The organism is Flavobacterium sp. KY-23415 (assembly GCF_055384985.1).
Window position 1 is genome coordinate 3,909,938 of record NZ_AP044001.1, and the last position, 22,003, is coordinate 3,931,940.

General features: G+C 31.7%; 17 protein-coding genes. 15 read left to right on the forward strand and 2 right to left on the reverse strand.

Features of this window, described 5'->3' with window-relative positions; all coding sequences use genetic code 11:
* Positions 1-7 precede the first annotated feature (7 nt).
* A complete protein-coding gene (locus ACZ49Z_RS17155) occupies positions 8-787 on the forward strand; it encodes an RDD family protein (protein ID WP_464305526.1) in 780 nt (259 codons plus the stop codon).
* Positions 788-988: 201 nt separating this feature from the next.
* On the opposite strand, the gene ACZ49Z_RS17160 is transcribed toward ACZ49Z_RS17155, so the two are convergent.
* Together ACZ49Z_RS17160 and ACZ49Z_RS17165 are read right to left on the reverse strand one after the other, a co-directional pair.
* Positions 989-1,690 carry a LytR/AlgR family response regulator transcription factor gene (locus tag ACZ49Z_RS17160; RefSeq protein WP_464305527.1) on the reverse strand — a complete coding sequence of 234 codons (702 nt, stop codon included), beginning with the start codon at positions 1,688-1,690 and terminating at the stop codon, positions 989-991.
* Positions 1,680-2,759 carry a sensor histidine kinase gene (locus ACZ49Z_RS17165; RefSeq protein WP_464305528.1) on the reverse strand — a complete coding sequence of 360 codons (1,080 nt, stop codon included), beginning with the start codon at positions 2,757-2,759 and terminating at the stop codon, positions 1,680-1,682. The genes ACZ49Z_RS17160 and ACZ49Z_RS17165 overlap by 11 nt, the downstream gene beginning before the upstream one ends.
* 501 nt (positions 2,760-3,260) lie before the next feature.
* On the opposite strand from ACZ49Z_RS17165, the gene ACZ49Z_RS17170 reads away from it, so the two are divergent.
* The 14 genes from ACZ49Z_RS17170 (at position 3,261) to ACZ49Z_RS17235 (ending at position 21,960) form a co-directional block, all read left to right on the forward strand.
* Entirely contained in the window at positions 3,261-6,308 is a 3,048-nt protein-coding gene (locus tag ACZ49Z_RS17170) for a SusC/RagA family TonB-linked outer membrane protein (RefSeq protein WP_464305529.1), read from the forward strand.
* A 9-nt stretch (positions 6,309-6,317) separates the two neighbouring features.
* Positions 6,318-7,868 (forward strand): RagB/SusD family nutrient uptake outer membrane protein, encoded by a 1,551-nt coding sequence (locus ACZ49Z_RS17175; RefSeq protein ID WP_464305530.1) that lies wholly within the window; start codon positions 6,318-6,320, stop codon positions 7,866-7,868.
* Positions 7,869-8,017: 149 nt separating this feature from the next.
* Positions 8,018-9,955, forward strand: a complete 1,938-nt coding sequence (gene nagB, locus ACZ49Z_RS17180; RefSeq protein WP_464305531.1) for a glucosamine-6-phosphate deaminase — start codon at positions 8,018-8,020, stop codon at positions 9,953-9,955.
* Between the two features lie 167 nt (positions 9,956-10,122).
* Positions 10,123-12,162, forward strand: coding sequence for a beta-N-acetylhexosaminidase (locus ACZ49Z_RS17185; RefSeq protein WP_464305532.1), 2,040 nt, complete (start codon positions 10,123-10,125; stop codon positions 12,160-12,162).
* A 224-nt stretch (positions 12,163-12,386) separates the two neighbouring features.
* Entirely contained in the window at positions 12,387-13,121 is a 735-nt protein-coding gene (locus ACZ49Z_RS17190) for a hypothetical protein (protein ID WP_464305533.1), read from the forward strand.
* Between the two features lie 70 nt (positions 13,122-13,191).
* Positions 13,192-14,211, forward strand: coding sequence for a sensor histidine kinase (locus ACZ49Z_RS17195; protein WP_464305534.1), 1,020 nt, complete (start codon positions 13,192-13,194; stop codon positions 14,209-14,211).
* On the forward strand, positions 14,208-14,957 hold the full coding sequence (locus ACZ49Z_RS17200; RefSeq protein ID WP_464305535.1) for a LytR/AlgR family response regulator transcription factor: 750 nt from the start codon (positions 14,208-14,210) through the stop codon (positions 14,955-14,957). Before ACZ49Z_RS17195 ends, ACZ49Z_RS17200 begins: the two co-directional genes overlap by 4 nt.
* Before the next feature lie 60 nt (positions 14,958-15,017).
* Positions 15,018-15,599: a Crp/Fnr family transcriptional regulator gene (locus ACZ49Z_RS17205; protein ID WP_464305536.1), complete on the forward strand. Its 582-nt coding sequence runs from the start codon at positions 15,018-15,020 to the stop codon at positions 15,597-15,599.
* A gap of 654 nt (positions 15,600-16,253) precedes the next feature.
* A complete protein-coding gene (locus tag ACZ49Z_RS17210; protein WP_464305537.1) occupies positions 16,254-16,835 on the forward strand; it encodes a Crp/Fnr family transcriptional regulator in 582 nt (193 codons plus the stop codon).
* Positions 16,836-16,925: 90 nt separating this feature from the next.
* Positions 16,926-17,807 carry a nuclear transport factor 2 family protein gene (locus ACZ49Z_RS17215; protein WP_464305538.1) on the forward strand — a complete coding sequence of 294 codons (882 nt, stop codon included), beginning with the start codon at positions 16,926-16,928 and terminating at the stop codon, positions 17,805-17,807.
* Positions 17,808-17,814: 7 nt separating this feature from the next.
* Positions 17,815-18,225: a MoaF-related domain-containing protein gene (locus tag ACZ49Z_RS17220; RefSeq protein ID WP_464305539.1), complete on the forward strand. Its 411-nt coding sequence runs from the start codon at positions 17,815-17,817 to the stop codon at positions 18,223-18,225.
* Between the two features lie 411 nt (positions 18,226-18,636).
* Positions 18,637-19,638, forward strand: coding sequence for an L-tyrosine/L-tryptophan isonitrile synthase family protein (locus tag ACZ49Z_RS17225; protein ID WP_464305540.1), 1,002 nt, complete (start codon positions 18,637-18,639; stop codon positions 19,636-19,638).
* A 13-nt stretch (positions 19,639-19,651) separates the two neighbouring features.
* Positions 19,652-20,488, forward strand: coding sequence for a TauD/TfdA dioxygenase family protein (locus ACZ49Z_RS17230; RefSeq protein ID WP_464305541.1), 837 nt, complete (start codon positions 19,652-19,654; stop codon positions 20,486-20,488).
* Positions 20,485-21,960, forward strand: a complete 1,476-nt coding sequence (locus ACZ49Z_RS17235) for an FAD-binding protein (protein ID WP_464305542.1) — start codon at positions 20,485-20,487, stop codon at positions 21,958-21,960. The genes ACZ49Z_RS17230 and ACZ49Z_RS17235 overlap by 4 nt, the downstream gene beginning before the upstream one ends.
* Positions 21,961-22,003: the final 43 nt, after the last annotated feature.

Consider the following 22,003-nt stretch of genomic DNA (forward strand, 5'->3'; position numbering starts at 1 on the left):
TTTATCTATGTTGGAGAATACACAAAAATCAGAAATTGGAAACATTGCATTAGCGAGTAGAAAAAGAAGAATTGTTGCCTATCTAATTGATCATTTAGTTATGTCGGTTCTTGCAGTAGGAATTATTTTTTTACTATTGGGTCCCGATTTCATAAATAATGATAACATTGCACAAATTGGACAGCATGTTTTTTCTGTAATGCTCATTACATTACTAATTTATATGGCAAAAGACTGTATAGATGGCGTAAGCATTGGAAAATGGGTCATGGGAATTAGGGTTCGAGATGAAAAAAATGCAAATGAGATTCCTTCTATAGGAAGATTGTTTTTAAGAAATATTTCTGTTATCATTTGGCCTGTTGAATTCCTAATTTTAATATCCAGTACCGACAAAAAACGTTTGGGTGATAAATTTGCAAATACAATAGTTGTTAAAAACCTAAATAAACCATCAAAAACGAAGCGCATTATTCCTTTAGTAGCAGTGGTAATTTGTTGTTTTACATTTTTTGTTTTTTTCTTAAGCTCAGTGATGAAAAATTCGGATGCTTATAAAGTAGCTATACACGAAATTGAACAAAACGATGCCATTCTTAGCGAAGTAGGTAAAATTTCTGGCTATGGCATGATGCCAATGGGAAATATAAACATTAGTAATGGTTATGGAACGGCTCAATTAACAATTGAAGTGCAAGGAACTAAAAAGAATATTACTGTTTTTACTCATTTAACCAAAGAACCTAATGGAGAATGGAAAATGCAAGAAATGAGAAGTTTGCATTAATTATTTTTTGCAGACTGAAGTACTTTTTTTTACGAATTAAACCCAAATTATAGCGTTATTGTAAATCCTTGAAGTTGTCCTAAGAGTAAATAATCAACACCTATTTGTCACTTCGACACAATTAGTCATCTCATAATCAGCGTTATGTGATTTCTCCCTTTGGTCGAAATGAAAGATTACTAACTTTTAGAACAGCTTCTTTTATTCTAAAATTCTATTTTTCACCTCTTTGGCAAAATTTCTACCAATTGGAATAGTATGATTCTTAATTTGAATTCTATTCCCTTCTATAAAATCGACCTTATCTATGGCAATGGTATAGGATTTATGTACTCTAATAAAATTAGATTCTGAAAGTTCTTCCGATAAAGAAGATAATGATTTGTGCGTAATATAGGTTTTATCGCTTGTAATAATCTTAATGTATTCTTTCATTCCTTCGATAAATAAAATCTGATTTAAATTAATTTTAATCATCTTTTTATCAACTTTTACAAAAAAATAAGATTCTGAAACAGGCTCTAATTTTAAATTATTTTTAGCATTCAACTCTAAGAGTAATTTATCAATACACTTTGCAAACCTCGAAAACGGAATTGGTTTTACTAAATAATCCAAAACATTTAGGTCATAACTTTCTGCAGCAAACTCTCTAAATGCACTAGTAATTACAACAAAAGATTTAAATTTCAATAGATTAATCAATTCGAAACCTGTCATAACAGGCATTTTTATATCTACAAATAAGACATCAACATGCTGATTTGCATTTAGAAATGTGAGACTTTCCAAAGCATTGTCAAATTTTCCAACAATTTCAAAATCTGGAAAAGCTTCAAAATATTTTTCTAAAACATTCAAAGCCAGAGGCTCATCGTCAACTATGACGCAATTAATCTTCATACTGTAATGGTATTTGTAATCGAATTATAAAATAATTAAATTTAGTCATTTCTTCTAAAGTGTAGTTAGATTTGTACAATAATTCTAATCTTTTCTTAACGTTAGACAGACCAATACCTCCTTTATTTTTTAAAGGAGTTTCTACTTTAAAATTATTAATAATTTCAAAGTGCAATTGTTCATTTATAATTTTGACATTCAATTTTATAATTAAATCTTTATTATGAATTCCGCCATGTTTAAATGCATTTTCTATAAAAGAAATAAGCAAGAGAGGTGGAATTTGCACTTTTTCAATATCGGATTCAATATTAAAAATAGAAATGGCATCCGAGAAGCGTAATTTTTCAATTTCAATATAATTATTAATATATTCTATTTCCTTTAATAACAAGACCTTTTGAACATCATTAATATCATATAAAACATATTCCATTAGTTTAGAAAGTTTTATAATTACCTCTGGAACTTTTGTAGAAGATTGTAGGGATAATGAATATAAATTATTCAAAGTGTTAAAAAAGAAATGCGGTTGAATTTGATTTCTTAAAAATTCCAATTTAATTTTCAACTGACTTTCTACTAGGGCTTTGTTTCTATTCCTTTCTTTAATCCAAACCATAGTCAGATAGACAGACGTTACAATTGCCAAAACATATAATTCCCCAATTACTACTGCTACTATATAATTAATATTATAGGGCTTGTAATCTTTACTCGATTCTGGCCAAATATCTTCAGTAATTAAATAATAGGTTAAGAACGTCCTAATTATATAGGCTAAAAAAATACTTCCAAAAAGCCACACTAAATATTCTTTATATCGATGACTTAAAATAAATTTTGGTAATAAAAAATACAAATTAAAATAGGCAAAAGGAATATGAATGATGAACTCTAAGATATTTGACTTTAACGAATAACTATAGTCATCAAAATATGCACCCCATCTAAGGAAGTTCATTAAAAAATAGAAAAGCCAAAACCACAAATGATACCGAAATGGAATTTTAGGCTTCTCATATTTATTTTTACTAGAAAAAATAGATTTCAATTGAAAAACATTCATAAATTAGAATACACTTTTATACCTATTATAAAAAATAAAATTAAACTTAAAAAATTATAAGTTATTATTAGAACTCAACAAAAAAATTACACCCGTTTTGATTTTTAATCTATCATTAACTCAAACTATCTAAACAAACAGGAACGTTATTGGATTAATTGATAAAAAACAATACAACAAATTATCTGAAAGAGGCTAATGTTCACAATACAGAAGCAAATATTACTTGCTTTATAATTTTCTAATAAAAAACAAAAAAACAACTTTTTTAACAATTAAAAGAAATATTTTTTATTAATTATAGAAAAAAAATCAAGTATAAATAAAAATACAAAAAATAAAGTATTCCATTTTGAACCAAAAAAAGATCATTTACAAAACATTATTGATAAAAAAATGCCGTTCGTTGAAATTTTGATGTTGTTGGTTTAAATAATTTTTTTTTAACAACAGTAAAAAATACATTTACAATATGACTAACAAAAAAACAAATTATATAATATGAAAAAAGTAATTTTAATTACTCTGCTTTTTTTTACGATGCACAATGTTGTTGCACAAGTAAAGAAAGTAAAAGGACAGGTCACAGACATGTCAGGATTGCCTTTAAACATGGCAAACATCATAATTAAAGGCGAAAAAAAAGGAACAGTCAGCGATTTTGATGGTTACTTTACAATCGATGTAAACCAAGGACAAACACTCGTCATCTCCTACCTTGGTTTTGAAACCAAAGAAATAGTTATACAAAACCAAGAAGAAATCAAAGTACAATTAAACGAATCTATTGTAACAGGATTAAACGAAGTAGTTGTAACCTCATTAGGGATTAAAAAATCCAAAAAGTCATTAACCTACTCCACCCAAGAAGTAAAAAATGAAGAATTAACAAGGGTAAAAGATGCCAATGTAGTAAACACTATTGCAGGAAAAATTGCAGGAGTAGCTGTAACAAGAAGTGCAGGTGGAACAGGAGGTTCAACAAAAGTAGTAATTAGAGGAAATTCCTCATTAGTAAGCAATCAACCATTATATGTAGTAGATGGTATTCCTTTATATAATGCATCACCAAGTCAACCCAATGAAGTTTTTGGAGATACAGGAACAGGAAATAGAGATGGTGGAGATGTGGTTTCATTAATTAATCCAGACGACATCGAAAGTATGTCAGTACTTAAAGGAGCTGCTGCTGCTGCACTATATGGAACACAAGGAGGAAGAGGAGTTATTTTGTTAACCACTAAAAAAGGAGGTCTAGGCAAACCCACTTTGAAAATCACTTCTACATCTATATTCGAACAAGCAGTTGCATTACCAAAATTGCAAAATTCCTATTTAGCACTTTCCGATAGTGCACCAGAATCTTGGGGACCAGCAGGGCAAAGCAAAGAATATGTAAAAGATTTTTTCAATACAGGAATAACACAAACCACTTCGGTAAACTATACCGGTACAAGCCAACTAGGAACATCAATGCTATCGTTTGCAAACACCAGAGCATCGGGAATTATACCAGAAAACACATTGAATAAAAACAATTTTTCGCTTAAACAAAACACCAAGTTTTTTAATGATAAATTAAATATTAGTGCTTTCGTTAGCTATGCAAACCAAAAGATTCATAACAGACCCACAAGTGGATTGTATAATAACCCATTAACGGGATTATATACTATGAATAGAAATAATGATTATAACTATTATAAAAACAATTATGAAGTATATGATGCATTATTAGACATTCCTAGACAAAACTGGAATAATTCTCCTAGTCCAGATGAATTTCAACAAAATCCGTTTTGGATAATAAATAGAAACAGAACCTTAGATACAAACCGTTTTTTAATGGCCTCTTTGAGTTTAGATTATGCCATTAATAATTGGCTAAAAATTGCATCAAGATATAGCTATAACAATGCGACAAACTCATTTGACAAAAAGATGTATGCTACTTCTGCAGCAACACTATCTCATGAAAACGGTAGATATATATTCTACAACTTAGTAAGTACTCAAAATTATGGAGACTTGATTGCTACGATAAACACCGATCTTAATGAAGATTTTAGTTTAACTACAAATATAGGTACCAGTTTATTAAAATACTCTAACACCAAAGGAACTTGGTTAGATTCAGGTATAACAGAAGGATTAGCATCTCCAAACTGGTTTACGTTAGCAAATTTCAATAGCATTAGAGGAAGTAGACAAGTGGACGGAGGAAATAAAGAAATACAATCTGTTTTTGCAACAGCAAATGTGGGCTATAAAAATTATTTATTTTTAGATGTGAGTGGAAGAAAAGACTGGTCTTCTGCATTAGTAAACACCTCAAGTACAAGTTTCTTTTACAAATCTGTAGGTTTATCGAATATCATATCTGATGTTATAGAAATGCCAAAATTTGTTGATTATGGAAAAATTAGAATTTCCTATGCAGAAGTAGGTAACGATGTTTCTCCCTATTTAACAGTACCTAAACACTCCATTGACCCTGTTACAGGAAACCCAACTTTCCCTAATGTAGTACCATTACAAGGTTCAGATTTTAAATCGGAATTAAAATCAGAATTTGAAATTGGTACAGAATGGCGACTTTTTGAAAACCGATTTGGTTTTGAATTATCCTATTATAATTCAAAAACTAAAAACCAATTATTCTACATTCCTGCTCCATCCTCTGGAACACCATCAAATTTCATTGGTGTAAATAGTGGTACAATTAAAAACTCTGGAATTGAACTTATTGCAGATGCTAAAATTATTGATAAAGACAAATTTTCTTGGAAAACTATAGTGAACTATTCACACAATAAAAACACAGTTGAAAATATTCCTGTAGATTTAGGAAATGAAGTAGTTTTAACACCAGCTGGAAACAATGGTTACCAATATTCTTTGATTGAAGGAAGACCTTTTGGAGTTATTCTTGGACGCACCTTAAGAAAAGACGACCAAGGAAGAGCTATATTAGCCGCTGACGGATCTTTACAATACAATAACCAAATGGAAGAAATTGGAAATGCAAACCCAGATTTTATGCTAGGGTTAGCTAACAACTTTAAAATTGGAAATATTAATGTAAATCTACTTATTGATGGTCGATTTGGTGGCGATGTATTAAGTTTAACGGAATCTATCAATGATTTCTATGGTGTTTCTCAAGCTTCTGCAGACGCTAGAAATAATGGAGGAGTTACGCTTCAAACAGTAGATGCCTCTGGAGTTGCAGGAACAACCACTTTTCCAGCAGAAGAATACTACAAATTCGTTGGAGGAAGAAACGGAGTTGCAGGAGAATATATCTATGACGCAACAAACATTACTTTAAGAGAACTTTCTTTAGGCTACACATTCACTCCTAAGAGAGCTGGATTAATAGATGCAGCCTCAATATCTTTAATCGGTAGAAATTTATTTTTTATCTATAAAAAAGCACCATTTGACCCTAATTTATCTTTGAGTACAGGGGAAGGATTACAAGGTGTTGACGTCTATGGAACACCAAGTACTCGAAGTATTGGTTTAAACTTAAATGTAACTTTTTAATCTAAGAAAATGAAAAAACAATTTTTAAAAGTAGCAATTATAGTTGCATTGTTCAACTTATTTAGCTGTACTGACGATTTTGAAAAAATTAACTCAAATTCGAATGACGAATTTACACTTACATTACCCGATTTATTTAAAGGAATATACTCTAATATTGTAATTGCAAAACCTGAATGGCAATACCAATTACAGCAAAATTTAAATGCAGATTTATGGTCGGGTTATATGGCAACACCAACAGGTTTTGCAGGAGGAAGCAACAACAGCACCTATAACTTGATTGATGGTTGGAACGATTTTGCTTGGGCACCAACCTATAAAAATATCATGGCATTTACCGATGCTATTGAGAAAAAAACTAAAAATGTACAAAACGATTTTTATGGTTTATCACTAATATTAAAAGTACAAGCCATGCACCGTGTTACAGATAAATTTGGACCAGCAGTGTATTCTCAATACGGAACAGGTGCTCTACCCGTTTCCTACGATTCGCAAGAAGAAATTTACAATGCTATGTTTGCCGATTTAGAAACTGCGATTACTCATTTAACTAATAAAATTCAAAGCGGAGAACCTTCTAATTTAGGAGGTGTTGACCAAACTGTTTTTGCAGGAAACATGACAAAATGGGTTCAGTTTGCAAACTCACTTCGTTTGAGATTAGCCATGAGAATAACAAAAATAAATCCAACCTTAGCCAAAACGCAAGCCGAAAAATCTCTAAACCACAGCATTGGTGTTATTACAGAAAACAGTGGGATACTATCATTAAATCTCCCTCATCCAGTAGGCATGATTAGTGAATCTTGGAAAGACATTAGAATGTCTGCAGATATGGAGTCTATTTTAGTGGGCTATTCAGATCCTAGAATTAGTAAATACTTCAAAGAATCAGACCAGTTTCCATCAGAATATAAAGGAGTAAGAACAGGAATCAATATCATTTCAAAAAGTGACCATCAGGATTTTTCTGGATTAGCCGATCATATTCTTTCACAAATTACTTTCATGACAGCGGCAGAAGTATATTTCTTAAGAGCTGAAGGAGCATTGAGAGGTTGGAATATGGGAGATACTCCACAAGCATTATATGAAGAAGGTATAAAAAAATCTTTTGAACAACATACAGCAACTGGTGCAATTAGTTATTTGGCAGACAATAGTAGCGTTCCCGCTAATTATGTTGATGCTGCACCAGGTTATGCTGTAAACAATTCAAATGCTGTAAGCACCATTACCATTCAATGGAATGATGCCGACAGTAATGAGTTAAAATTAGAACGAATAATTACTCAAAAATGGATTGCATGTTTCCCTGACGGACAAGAAGCGTGGTCTGAACACAGAAGAACAGGTTATCCAAAATTATTCCCAATAATCAAAAATACAAGTGGTGGAATAATTGACTCCAATTTAGGAGTTCGAAGAATCAATTTCCCAATATCTGAGAGAAATGGAAATGCAGCAGGTGTTGCCACAGGCATTAGCAAATTAAATGGCCCAGACAATGGAGCAACAAGACTTTGGTGGGACACAACAGGTCCAAACTTCTAATCCTTGATAAAAATGAAACTGTCTAAAGAAAACTGTTTTATCCTTACGAATTTATTTCAAAATAGAATAAATGGTACGTTATAGTTTAACAAGACTGTGATTTTTTTTAGACAGCTTCATTTTAAATAAAAAAACGCAAAAAAGAACATATGAAAAATGTTTTAGACATTAAACCAGACATCAGTTACAAAAGTGTTGGACACTTTGAAGAAACTCGATTTGAGAAAATTCATAATGCCATTTTTAAAAATGCAGCAGAAGCCTCTATTGTTGTAGCCCATGAAATTGCAACATTAATCAGAACCAAACAAAAAGAAAACAAAAACTGTGTTTTAGGATTAGCTACAGGATCTTCACCAATAAAAGTATATGAAGAATTGGTTAGAATGCACAAAGAGGAAAACCTTAGCTTTTATAATGTAATTACATTCAATCTGGACGAATATTATCCAATGACAAAGGAGAATAATCAAAGTTATCACTATTTCATGCACGAACACCTGTTCAATCATATAGATATGAATCCAGACAACATCAATATTCCAGATGGAACAGTTCCAATGGATGAAATTAATCAATACTGCATTGATTATGAAATGAACATTAAAGATGTTGGAGGACTAGATTTTCAATTACTAGGAATTGGTAGAACAGGACACATTGGTTTTAACGAACCAGGATCGCATGTAAACTCTGGAACAAGAATTATTACACTAGATCATGTTACTAGAGCCGATGCGTCATCTGCATTTAATGGAATAAGCAATGTTCCTAAAAGAGCAATCACCATGGGAATTGCTACAATTTTAAAATCGAAAAGAATCGTATTATTAGCTTGGGGAGAAAACAAAGCAGAAGTAATTAATACAACCATACAAGGTGATATAAGTTCCGATGTGCCTGCAACATTTTTACAAAATCATAACAATACAACTTTTGTATTAGACATTTTTGCAGCTTCAGCACTCACTCGTTTCAAAACACCGTGGCTAGTTGGCGAATGCAAATGGTCTCAAGAATTAAAAAGAAAAGCTATTGTTTGGTTGTGCCAACAAACCAACCAATCTATTCTTAAACTTACAGATAGAGACTATAATAATCATGGAATGTCCGATCTTTTAGCCTTAGAAGGTTCAGCCTATGATCTAAATATTAATATGTTCAATGTATTGCAGCATACTATTACAGGTTGGCCAGGTGGAAAACCCAACACAGACGATACCCATAGACCAGAAAGAGCATTGCCAGAGAAAAAAAGAGTCATCATTTTTAGTCCACATCCAGATGATGATGTAATATCAATGGGAGGAACGTTCTATAAATTAATTAAACAAGGACACGACGTACATGTTGTGTATCAAACCTCTGGAAATATAGCTGTTACCGATTATGAAGCACTAAAATTTGCAGAAGTGGCACACGATTTTTCAGAACAAAACAACAATGGAATTGATTTTCTTACTGTAATTAATTTTCTAAACAATAAAAAAGAAAATCAAATAGATGCACTAGAAGTCAGAAAATTAAAAGGACTCATTAGAAGAAGAGAATCCTATGCAGCAACAAGATCATTAGGGCTTAAAGATGAAAATGTTCATTTTTTAGATTTACCTTTTTATGAAACAGGACAAATTAAGAAAAACCCTCTAGGTCAAAAAGATGTTGAAATTATTGAAAACATCATTTCAGAAATTAAACCACATCAAGTTTTTGCTGCTGGAGATCTTGCAGATCCGCATGGCACACATGAAATATGCTTAAATGCAATTTTTGCAGCAATGAAAAACCTAAAACCACAAGCTTACATGAATGATTGCTGGTTATGGTTATATAGAGGTGCTTGGCACGAATGGGACACGCATGAAATTGATATGGCAGTTCCATTAAGTCCAGATGAAGTCTTAATAAAAAGAAACGCCATCTTATCGCACCAATCGCAAAAAGACAGAGTCATGTTTCAAGGAAGCGATTCAAGAGAATTTTGGGTAAGAGCGGAAGATCGAAATAAAAATACAGCAAAGCTTTATGACTTCTTAGGTTTACCAGAATATGAAGCCATTGAAGCATTCAAACGATTTGATTATTAATTAAAGTAAATGCCCCCTTATTAAACCAAAAAGGCTGTCTGAAAAAATATTTAGAAAACACTGTTAAAAATGAATAACACTAAGAATGAAAAATATTTAGACAGCCTTTTAATAAAAAAGCCATTATTCAAGTTTCTAAACATTATTACTTCATAATTAAAAATTAGATGAAATATCTATACCTCATACTATTCATTAGTCTAACGACATATGCACAAAACATTACCACACATGATTTAAATTTAATGCCGTGGCCTCAAAACATTAATTTAAATCAAGAAACATTTAAATTAACCAAAGATTTTACTATTAATATTACTGGAAAACCAGATGCCCGAATCTACAATTATGCTACACGTTTTTTAAGACGTTTAGATGGTAGAACAGGAAATTTCTTCACACAAAGTTTTATTACAACTACAAATCAAGAACCCAATGCACAATTACAAATACATTGCAAAGAAGAAGGGAAAATAGATTTAAATCAAGACGAAAGTTATCAATTAAAGATAACTCCAAAAAATATAGCTATCCATGCAAATTCCGATTTGGGAGCCATGCATGCTTTAGAAACCCTATTACAACTTCTTACAGTTCAGCAAGGTCAATTTGTGTTTCCCTCTTTAGAAATAAATGATGCACCACAATTTACATGGAGAGGTTTAATGATCGATGTGGCAAGACATTTTCAGCCAATTGAAGTGATTACCCGAAATCTAGATGCAATGGCAGCTTTGAAACTTAATGTTTTTCATTGGCATTTGACCGATGACCAAGGATGGAGAATAGAAATTAAAAGCTTGCCTCAATTAACAAATTTGGCTTCTGACGGGCTTTTCTATACCCAAGAAGATATTAAATACATTATTAATTATGCAGCCGAAAGAGGCATAATGGTTATTCCAGAAATTGATGTGCCAGGACATGCCACAGCCATTCTTACAGCCATACCAGAAATTGGCAGTTATTACAACAAAGACAATACTCTAAAAACCTATACATTAGAAAGAAATGCAGGCATATTCAACCCAACGTTAGACCCCACTAACCCTAAAACATATACCATTTTAGAACAAATATTTAATGAAGTATGCACATTATTCCCATCTAAATACTTTCACATTGGTGGCGATGAAAATGAAGGCAAAGATTGGGATGCTAATCCCAGAATACAAGCCTTTAAAAAAGAGCATCAATTAAAAACCAACCATGATTTGCAAACCTATTTTAACATGAAACTATTAAAAATTTTGCAAGCCAACAATAAAGAAATCATGGGTTGGGAAGAAATTATGACACCCAACATGAGCAAAAATGCCATTATTCACTCTTGGAGAGGTGTTAATGAAGGATTGCAAGCAGGAGAATCATTAATAAACGCTGCAAAATCGGGCTACAAAACGGTACTATCTAACGGATTCTATATTGATTTAGTATTGAGCATTGAAGAACATTATAAAGTAATGCTCATCGATGAAAAAGCAAACTTAACAACCGAAGAAAAAAAGAGAATACTTGGTGGTGAAGCAACCATGTGGGGAGAGCTTGTTACTCCTGCAACAATAGATTCCCGTTTATGGCCAAGAACAGCTGCCATTGCAGAAAGACTTTGGTCAAATAGCACAGTTAATGATGTAGATTCCATGAGAAAAAGAATCAAGAATGTTTCTTTTAGACTAGAGGAACTTGGTTTGCAACACATTAAAAATAAAGCAGTACTCTTAAGAAACATCGCAAACAATCAAGATATCAGCGCTCTAGAAGTTTTATCGAAAGTATGTGAACCACTAAAAGTATATACTCGAAACAAAGGCGGAACAGAATACCAAAGCTACTCCCCTTTTACACTCTTTGCAGATGCTTGCACACCAGATGCTGAAGATGCATTGCTTTTTGAGAAACTTACTGAGGAATATCTAAAAAACAAAGAAAATTCAAAAGGACTACTAAGTTATTTTGATTTATGGATAAACAATCATGAAAAATTAACCCAATTAAGCCATAATGCACCTCTCATAATTCCTTTACTTCCTGTTTCGCAAAATCTTAAAGAAATTGCCAGTGAATTAAAAAACATAATAACACAACAAAAAAAAATAAACAAAGAACAATTAGTAGCAATGTTTGCTAAATGTGAATCTAAAAATCATGCCGATATTGAATTAGCTGTTTGCCCTTCTTTGAAGAAATTAATAGGTAGTAAATAATTTCGTTTTTCATAAAATAGTTAATAGGATTAATCAAAGAAGGTTTGGGCAAAGGATAATTTCCTTTGCCTTTTTTTATTTACTCCAACCAAAATAACTATTCAAAATCATTCACCTCACTTTTCCCCTATTTCAAATCATATATTCCCCATTTCATTCAATTCTAATTTCACAACAAAGGGATAACCTATAGTTTTGCTTCATAATCAATTAAAAAATATAAAATGAGTACAACAGCAAAAAAATTAAGATTCCTTACAGCCTATGCAACAATAATGACAGTAATACTAACTTCGTTAGTTTTATTTTCCTTTCATAAAATAAATCAAATTGAAAACTTTGAAGAAATCAATGTAAAACGAATTAATATTTTAGAAAACGATGGAACCATTAGAATGGTAATTAGTAATAAAGAAAAACAACATTCTGGCAGAATGGACGGTAAAGATTGGGAAAAAAGAGAGCGACCTTCTGGCATGATATTCTTTAATGATGAAGGAGATGAATGTGGAGGACTAATCTATCAGGCTAAAAAAACAGAAAAAGGAATTGTTACAGGAATGTCTATAACAATGGATCAATATAAAAACGACCAAGTATTACAACTATCCAATCAAGAATTTGTGAAAGACGGAAAATTGACGTCACAACGAGGTATCCATATAAACGCCATCAATTATGAATCAAAAATGGAACTCACAAAAAAATTAATAGAAGAAGCTAATAAAATTGAAGACACCAAACTTAGAAATACTAAATTAAACGAAATTTATAAAGAACACGCAAGCAAAAATCTCCTATTCTTAGGAAAAACAAAAGGAAACTCACAAGGGCTATTCATAAGCGACTCAGAAGGTAACCCAAAAATGATGATTTATGTAGATGATAAGGGAGAACCAAAAATTCAAACGTTAAACGAAAAAGGAGAAATTAAAGATTTTTTAGTCCTAGAAAAATAAAATTCGAAAAATAAAAGCGTAGCCTTTAGGCTATGCTTTTATTTTTTCAATCATTACCTATATTTGTAACATGAATACCATAAACAATCGCTCATTTCTAAAAAATAGCATTCTTGTTATAGTAGTAATTGTACTCATTAATACAGTACAAATATTTACACTCTATCAAACCAAAAAATTTGGAGATATTAATTTCTACAATATCGAAGATCATATATTTGGAATAATTAGCTGTCTTTTTTCTTTTATTAGCACCTATTTATCTTGGCAATTCATTGCTAAAAAATACACTCAAAAAGTAATAAAAATTGGACTTACATTTTTAGTAGCACTACTCCTTTTTAGCTGCATTACAAGTTTGTATTATATATTACTACGTTACTTTGTCTATCATTTAAGCACCAGTTTGGATATGCTTATTGGAAATATTGTTTTCGGTTTAACAACCAATCATCTTTATATTAGTGGCTATACTATTGCCTATCTTCATTTTTCCAATGCCAAAAAATTAGCCTTAGATATTGAGCGATTAGAAAAAGAAAAAGCCCTTTTTCAATCGAAAATGCTTCAAAAAAATTTAGAACCACACTTTCTATTCAATAACCTTAGCGTTTTATCGCATCTTGCCCATAAAAAGCCAGAACAAGTAGAAGATTTTATTGACGATTTTTCAGATGTGTATCGCTATTATTTAAAACATAATCAACAAGAAATAGTCACCTTAAAAGAAGAAATTGATTTTATAAATTCCTACATGAATTTAATTCAAAAACGCTTCAATAATGCCTATCTACTTTCGCTTTCTATTGAAGACAAATCGGGTTATATAGTGCCATGCACCCTACAATTGTGTCTTGAAAATGCTATAAAACACAATTTCGGAAGTACCGAAAAACCATTGCATATTACTCTTGAGCGCATAGAAAATCAAATCATAATAAAGAATGAATTTCGACCTGTAGAGACCTTAAAAAGCTCTAAATTAGGCAATCAATATTTGAAAAATCAATATCAAATAATGTTCAATCAAAGCATAACATTCGAAACCACAAGCACACATTATATTGTCAAAATACCCATTATAGAATGAAAGTACTCATTATAGAAGATGAAGATTTAAATGCAGAAATTATCGTGAACCACATTCATAGGTATGATGCTACATTAGAAATTGTTGCACATTTAAAGAGTAAAGCTGCAATAGAAGATTGGTTACTTCAAAACAATAGTGTTGATCTTGTTTTCTCAGATATAGAATTATTAGACGGCAATGTCTTTTCGTTATTAAAAGAAAACAAAATTGAGGCACCCATAATATTTACAACAGCCTACGACACCTTCTATCAAGATGCTTTTGATACTAATGGAATTGCCTATCTTTTAAAACCAATTAGTTACAAAAGATTCGAAGCAGCCATGCATAAATTTCAAAACCTAAAAGGAGATGAAAAGCAACAAGATTGGGAAAAAATTGCCACAACACTACTCAAAACCACTACTTATAAAGAGCGAATTATTATTAAAAACAATAATGAAATAACTATTTTAAGCACCAATAGCATAGCTGCACTATTTTCTGATAGTGGAAAATGTATTGCAATTGATGACAATGGCAAAGAATACCCATTTAGAGATAAAATAAGTGAGCTAATAGCACAATTAGATCCTTCTATTTTCTTTCAAATTAATAGAAGCGAAATTATAAACCTCAATTATATTGAAAAAATAGAAACCTATTTTAATGATCGCTTGCTCATCAAAATAAAAAACCATAAAAATAAATTAACTACAAGCACCACAATAACTCCACAATTTAAAAAATGGTTAGACCAATAATTATTAGATACTCATAAATTCACCACAAAGCAATAATCAATAATTAACCATCAATACTTAATGAAAGAACTACTCAAACAAAACATCCTCAATAATGTAAACTTTTCAGAAAATGAATTAGAGCAATTTTGTAACCTCTTCAAAATAAAAAAAATTAAAAAGAAAAAGTTACTATTGCAAAAAGGTGAAATATGCAAATTTGAAGGATTCGTAATCAAAGGACTCTTTCACATTTACCACATTAACAAAAAAGGAGAAAAACAAGTCCTTTATTTTGCAATTGAAAACTGGTGGGTTACAGACATTGATAGCTTCACAAACCAAACTCCTTCTAACCTATTCATTGAAGCACTCGAAGACAGTGAAATATTACTAATATCCAAAACAGACAAAGAATTTGCCTATGAAAATTTGCCGCAAGTAGAAAAACTATTTCGCATAATGACCCAAAAAACTCATGTGGCATTACAAAGAAGAATGATAGACAACCTAAGCAAAACCGCAGACCAACGCTATCTCGATTTTATAGCAAAATACCCCGACCTTCAACTAAGACTCACTAATCTACAAATTGCTGCTTATTTAGGCATTAGTCATGAATTTTTAAGTAAAATTCGAAGAAAAGTTACAAATAATAAATAAGTCGTTATTTATTGAACTAGTTCAATGTTTTTTACAATTATACGTTAGAATTTTGTATTACAAACAAATTAACATATGAAAAACACATTTAAAAAACTATCATTCCACATTATTACAAATGCAAACAGTTCTTATAATACCCTAAATTCTATAAAATACTATCCAAATTTAAACCGAATTCCTAAGAGATTAATTTCATCTAAAAATTAAATAGATAGCGGAATAATCAATTAATAAAATTAGCCTATTACTATAGTTATTATACATATAAACGTTACAATTAAGCGTTACAATACAAAAAATTAGAGTAGCATAAAAATTCATAATAACGCACTACTCTAGTTTGTTATTAGAACAACTTCTAAACTTCCAAATTTGTAACATTAAAATGATAACTAATCAAAATTAGGATCAATACCACAATATTGTTCCTATAAAGCTATAGGTAATGGTCTCAAAAAACAATCCAGATAATCAATAATTAGAGAAGAAAAAAAGAAGCTCAAAATAAATACTTTGAACTCTTACTAAATTGTCGGCTATAAACCCCAACATTTCTGAAAGTTATATTCAACACAACAGAAGAAGACTAAACAACACAGGCTCCTTAACCATTTCAATAGAATAAACTCAACGTTTTAGCTTATAATTTTTATGACAAACCTACTTAAACAAAACATAACCAAACATATAAATCTTTCCGACAAGGAAATGGATCAATTCTGTAACTTATTTAAAATTAAGAAAGTCAAAAAGAAAAAATTCTTATTACAAAAAGGAGAAATATGCAAATTTGAAGGCTTTGTAAACAAAGGTCTTTTTCAGGTTTACCACATCGACAAAAAAGGCGTAAAACAAGTACTCCATTTTGCTATAGAAGATTGGTGGATAACCGATATTGATAGTTTCACAAATCAAAGACCATCTGGACTATTCATAGAAGCTCTAGAGGACAGTGAAATATTAGTAATATCCAAAACAGACAAAGAATTTGCCTATGAAAACCTTCCACAAGTAGAAAAATTATTCCGAATAATGACTCAAAAATCGCATGTTGCATTACTAAGAAGAATGATAGACAACCTTAGCAAAACAGCAGATGAGCGCTATATTGATTTCATAGAAAAATACCCCGAACTTCACAGAAGACTCAACAATGTGCAAATTGCAGCCTATTTGGGTATTAGTCATGAATTTTTAAGTAAAATTCGCAGAAAAATCACAAAAAAACAATGAATACAAACCGTAAAAATCATTTATTGAACTTGTTCAATGCATATAAAATCTATAAATCTCAACTTTGCATTCAATTTAAAATAGAATAAAATGAAAAACACTTTTAAACTACTATCAATTGCCTTATTCTTAGCATGCACTATAGGTTGTAATAATGATGATGATACTTTAGTAACAGAAAATCAATCGCAAAATTCAGCAGCCATTGCAAGAGCTTTCTATCAAGAAGTCATTATAAATAAAAACATGGCAAAATTTAATTCCTATATTGGAAAAAGCTATGTGCAACATGCAACGGGCTATGAAGACGGTGTAGAACCATTACGTGCAGATCTACAAGCCAATGCAGAAAGCAATAATACCATAGAAATACTAAGAGTAGTTGGAGATCAAAATTATGCAGCACTACACTCACTTTGGACAATTGGAACCCAGCAAATTCTTTATGTGGATATCTGGAGAGTAGAAAACGGAAAATTAGTAGAACATTGGGATCAATTCCAAAACGTAGTACCATCAACATTACACAATAACACGATGTACACGGGACCAGATGTGAACCCATTGGCCATTCAAGACAAAGAACAAAACAGACAAAAAGCTATTGCTGTCCTAAAAGTATTTGATAATCTTAACGATTTGTCGCCAATAAATAATTACATTTCAGACAACTATATTCAGCACAATCCAACTGTAGCCGATGGTAAAACAGGCATTTTAACTCTTTTAAATGACCTTCAAGCTATTAATTATCAATCGCAAACAACCATTGCCAAAACATTAGCAATGGGCGACATGGTGTTTATCCATTCAAAAGTAATAGACCTATCCATTCCAAACGATAAAGGTACAGGAGCAATAGACATTTTCAGATTCGATACAAACGGAAAAATTGTAGAACATTGGGATGTTTTAGAACCTTTAACAGGAAATTCATTGAACACAAACGATCCTTTCTTTTATCCAAATTAAATAAACCATGAAAAAAATAATAGTTTCAATTGCACTTTTCGCACTATTCATTGCTTGCGAAAAAAAAGAAGAAATTACTTCAACCACAAATAATTATAGCATTGTAGGCAAAAAAGCAACCATTACCTATCCCGAATTAAAAGCAGAAGTATTCTATATTTCAGACAGCACACTACACTGGAAAACAACAGATAATGCAGGAAACATAGCCGAAGGAGATGAAAAAATAAATTACAATCTGTTAAATGAAAATCAATTCTTTATTAATTGGATCGAAATAGACGGAACAACTATTAGTCAGGTTATAGACACCAAAAGTAAAAAAGTAATTACCTATTTAAGCTATACAGACGAAGAAAGCACTAGAGGAAAAAGAGCAGGAATACCCATTGAAGGCAGTTTCGAATTCAATAATTAAACCACTAGTAAAAACAACAACTATCATTAGACTTCTGAAAAATTTCAGAAGTCTTTTTTTTTTGTAATCCCCTCACCTATTTGCTAAAAAAATTACAAATTGTTTTTCCAATAAGCACAAACTGTAAATAATTCACAATGAAAAATACCCCATAAAAGGTAGTAAAACATTTCCTTTTATTGAACTAGTTCAATGTTTTTTAGACACATAAAAAGAAACTTTGTATTTCAAATAAACAAATAAATAAACCAAGTTAAATTCTAAAAATTACAAAAAAATTAAAAAAGTCAACTTTTTTGAAGGGATAGTTATTGTCTTTTTTTTAAAGAAAAAAACAGCAATACACCACAAATCCACAAAATGAAAATACCACTGTAATTAGAATTCACTTAAACTATCAAACAAATTATTATGGAAAAAATCAAAAAAGAAACAGGCATTAATGCCAAGGAAGCAACGCAACTTGCTCAATCCGTTTTAAGCAAGGTTATGCAATTTCGAAGAATGATTGAAGAATGTCAAGACAACTGCACAACAGAATGTCCAAAATGTCATCGCCCACATGAAAACAAAGTAGCTACAGCAATAATGCAAAACAAAAAAATACGCTTTGTATTACCCGGATTTCCAGGAAAATCTCCCAACCTAGCCAAAGTACTAGGATATCTTCCAGACATGGCAGAAAAACAAGCATTACAATTTTTAAATGACCTATGCTCACAAATACAACAAATATATGAGCCAGGAGCAGAAGTAATTATATGTTCAGACGGAAGAGTTTTTAGTGACATCGTAGGCATTTCCGAAGAACATTTAACCGCATATCAAATCGAAATTGATCGCCTCATAGATGAATTAAAGTTAACAGCACTTTCGACATTCAACCTCGACGATATCAAAAAAATACACGATTTTGATCAAGCACGCACAGCATTACTAAAAAACTACGGTCAAGATCTAAATCTCTTAAAAGACAAAATAAAAAGAGGAGGAAAAGATGCAATAGATCCAGATGATATTGAAGCTAACCGAATGTATTGTGGTCTTACACGTTTTTTAGTTGAAGATCAAATGTATCCAGGACAAACACGATCAAAAAGCGCTATACAAAAAGAATGCAAAGAAAAAGCCTATCTAGCCATCATTCGAAGCAATGCTTGGACCGATTTAATCGCTGAAAAGTTTCCAGATGCCATTCGATTATCAATACACCCACAAGCCTGTGGATCCAAAAAAATTGGAATACAACTTTTAGGAAAAGAAACCTGGACCACACCTTGGCATGCAGTAGCAGTAAACACAAACAAAGGATTTATTCTAATGAAACACAGCGAAGTAAAAAAATTAAATTCAAAATTAATACTAGACGAATACGGTCGTTCTAGTCACTATGAACTTTTTTCACAAAACTAAAAAACAACAAAACATGAACTTTAAAACAACAAAACTAAATCCGTTCGGTCTATTGATTGAGCCGATTAATGGAAAAACAAATATTCTCGATTTAGACATTAACGAACTAAGAGAGACACTATCGAACGAACATTTAATAGCATTAAGAGGCTTTACAAGCTTTGCTAGCGCAGAAGAGTTTTCAGAATATTGCGAGAAATTTGGCGAAATTTGCCTTTGGCCTTTTGGAAAAGTACTAGAACTTGTAGAAAAAGAAAATCCAGAAGATCATATTTTCGACAATAGCTATATTCCACTACACTGGGACGGCATGTATCGCAAACAAATTTGTGAAACACAAGTATTTCATTGCGTAAACGCACCAGGAGAGCATAATGGCGGTGGAACCACATTTACCAACACCAAAAAAATTTTAGAAAACGCATCGGCAACCGAGAAAGAATATTGGGGAAAAATAACCTGCGAATATTCCCGAAAAATGGAGTTCTATGATAGTAAAACAATAGCTCCAATCATAGAGAAACATTATGAAAAAGAATATTCTGTCATTCGCTTTTGTGAGCCACCAAACAGTAACGATACCTCTTTCGTGAATCACCCCGGCTTTGAAGTAAAAGGCATACCTGAAGATGAAGTGGCAAGTTTTATTCAAAACCTTAACCAAACCCTTTATTCTCCAGACTATTTATACACTCACCAATGGAAAACAGGAGATATTGTGTTTTCAGATAACAGTACATTATTACATGGAAGAGAACCTTTTACCAAAGGAGCACCAAGACATCTTAGACGCATTCAACTCCTTGGAACACCACCATTAAACAATCCCCATCTAATATATACAAAATGAGAACAATAGAAACAGATATTTTCATAGTAGGTGCTGGACCAGTAGGACTAACTTGTGCCTATTTAGCAGCGCTTTCTGGTTTGAAAGCCACCATAATAGACAAATCGGATGGACCATTAGAAGTAGGAAGAGCAGACGCACTCAATGCAAGAACATTGCAATTGCTTGAAATTGTTGATTTATTCAAAGAACTATACCCACAAGGATTACCCTGCAACACCAGTTCAATTTGGGAAAAAGGAAAATTTGTCTCTCGTCAATCCAATTGGTGGGACGCCCTTGAAGGTTGTTTCCACAAACATTTTTTAATGTTAGGACAAGCATTTATTGAAAAACAATTAGATGGAAAGCTAAAAGCAATTAATGCTCCTGTAATCAGACAAACAAAAATAGAAACTATTCAAGTGACAGAAAAAGGATGTGAATGTACCCTTTCTAATGGCGATATTGTAAAATCAAACTATCTCATTGGAGCTGATGGGTCGCACTCCTTTGTTAGAAACCATTTCAACATACCGTTTGAAATTTCACGTCCACAAATTATATGGGCAGTAATTGATGCTGTTTTTGAAACCGATTTTACAAAAGTTCCAGAAATCATTGTTTTTCAATCGGAAACTTCAGACGTTGCTTGGATTCCTAGAGAAGGGAACATAGACCGATTCTACATTAGAATGGATAGAAAAGATTTTACCATAGAAGAAGCAATGGAAAGAATAAATATTGCAATGGCTCCACACACCATAACAATAAAAGAACTCGTTTGGTTTTCCCATTTTTCTGTAAAAGAATCTGTAGTCGAAAACTATATTATTCAAGACCGAGTAATGCTTGCAGGAGACGCCTGCCATATTCACTCAGTAAACGGAGGACAAGGACTTAATACTGGTTTAGCAGATGCTTTTAACCTAATTTGGAAACTCAACATGATAGAAAATCATGGAGCCGACAGCAGCCTACTCCAAACCTATGAAAGTGAAAGAAAACCAGTAGCACTAAGTGTAATAAAAAGTTCTGGAGAACTTGTTCGATCAACAAAATATTCAGACACTGGTACACATGCAAAAGATTATGTCAAAATTGTAGAAAAAAGAGCAGGGAATATTACAGGCATGGGCATTCGCTACAGCGAAAGTGGACTAGCAGGTTCCAGAGTCTATGACATCGATCTAAACCAAGGAAACAAACAATACCGTCTCTATACACTTTTAGACTATACAAAGTTCACCCTACTCTATTTTAGTAATGAAAAAATAGCAATAGAATTGCCCGATTTTGTAAGATTCGTACAAATTCAATCGCACAATTCATCAAATGAGTTTTGGACAACTAGTCATTACTATAAAAATCAAATCATTTTAGTAAGACCCGATTCCTATATAGAAGCAGCTGGAACCTTAAATGAAATTGATGAAATAATGAACCATTTTTTTCATAAATACACTAAAAATAAAATTACAATGCTCGTTTAATTAAAAAAACAAAACGGTCCAAAAAGTAAATATTATACCACTA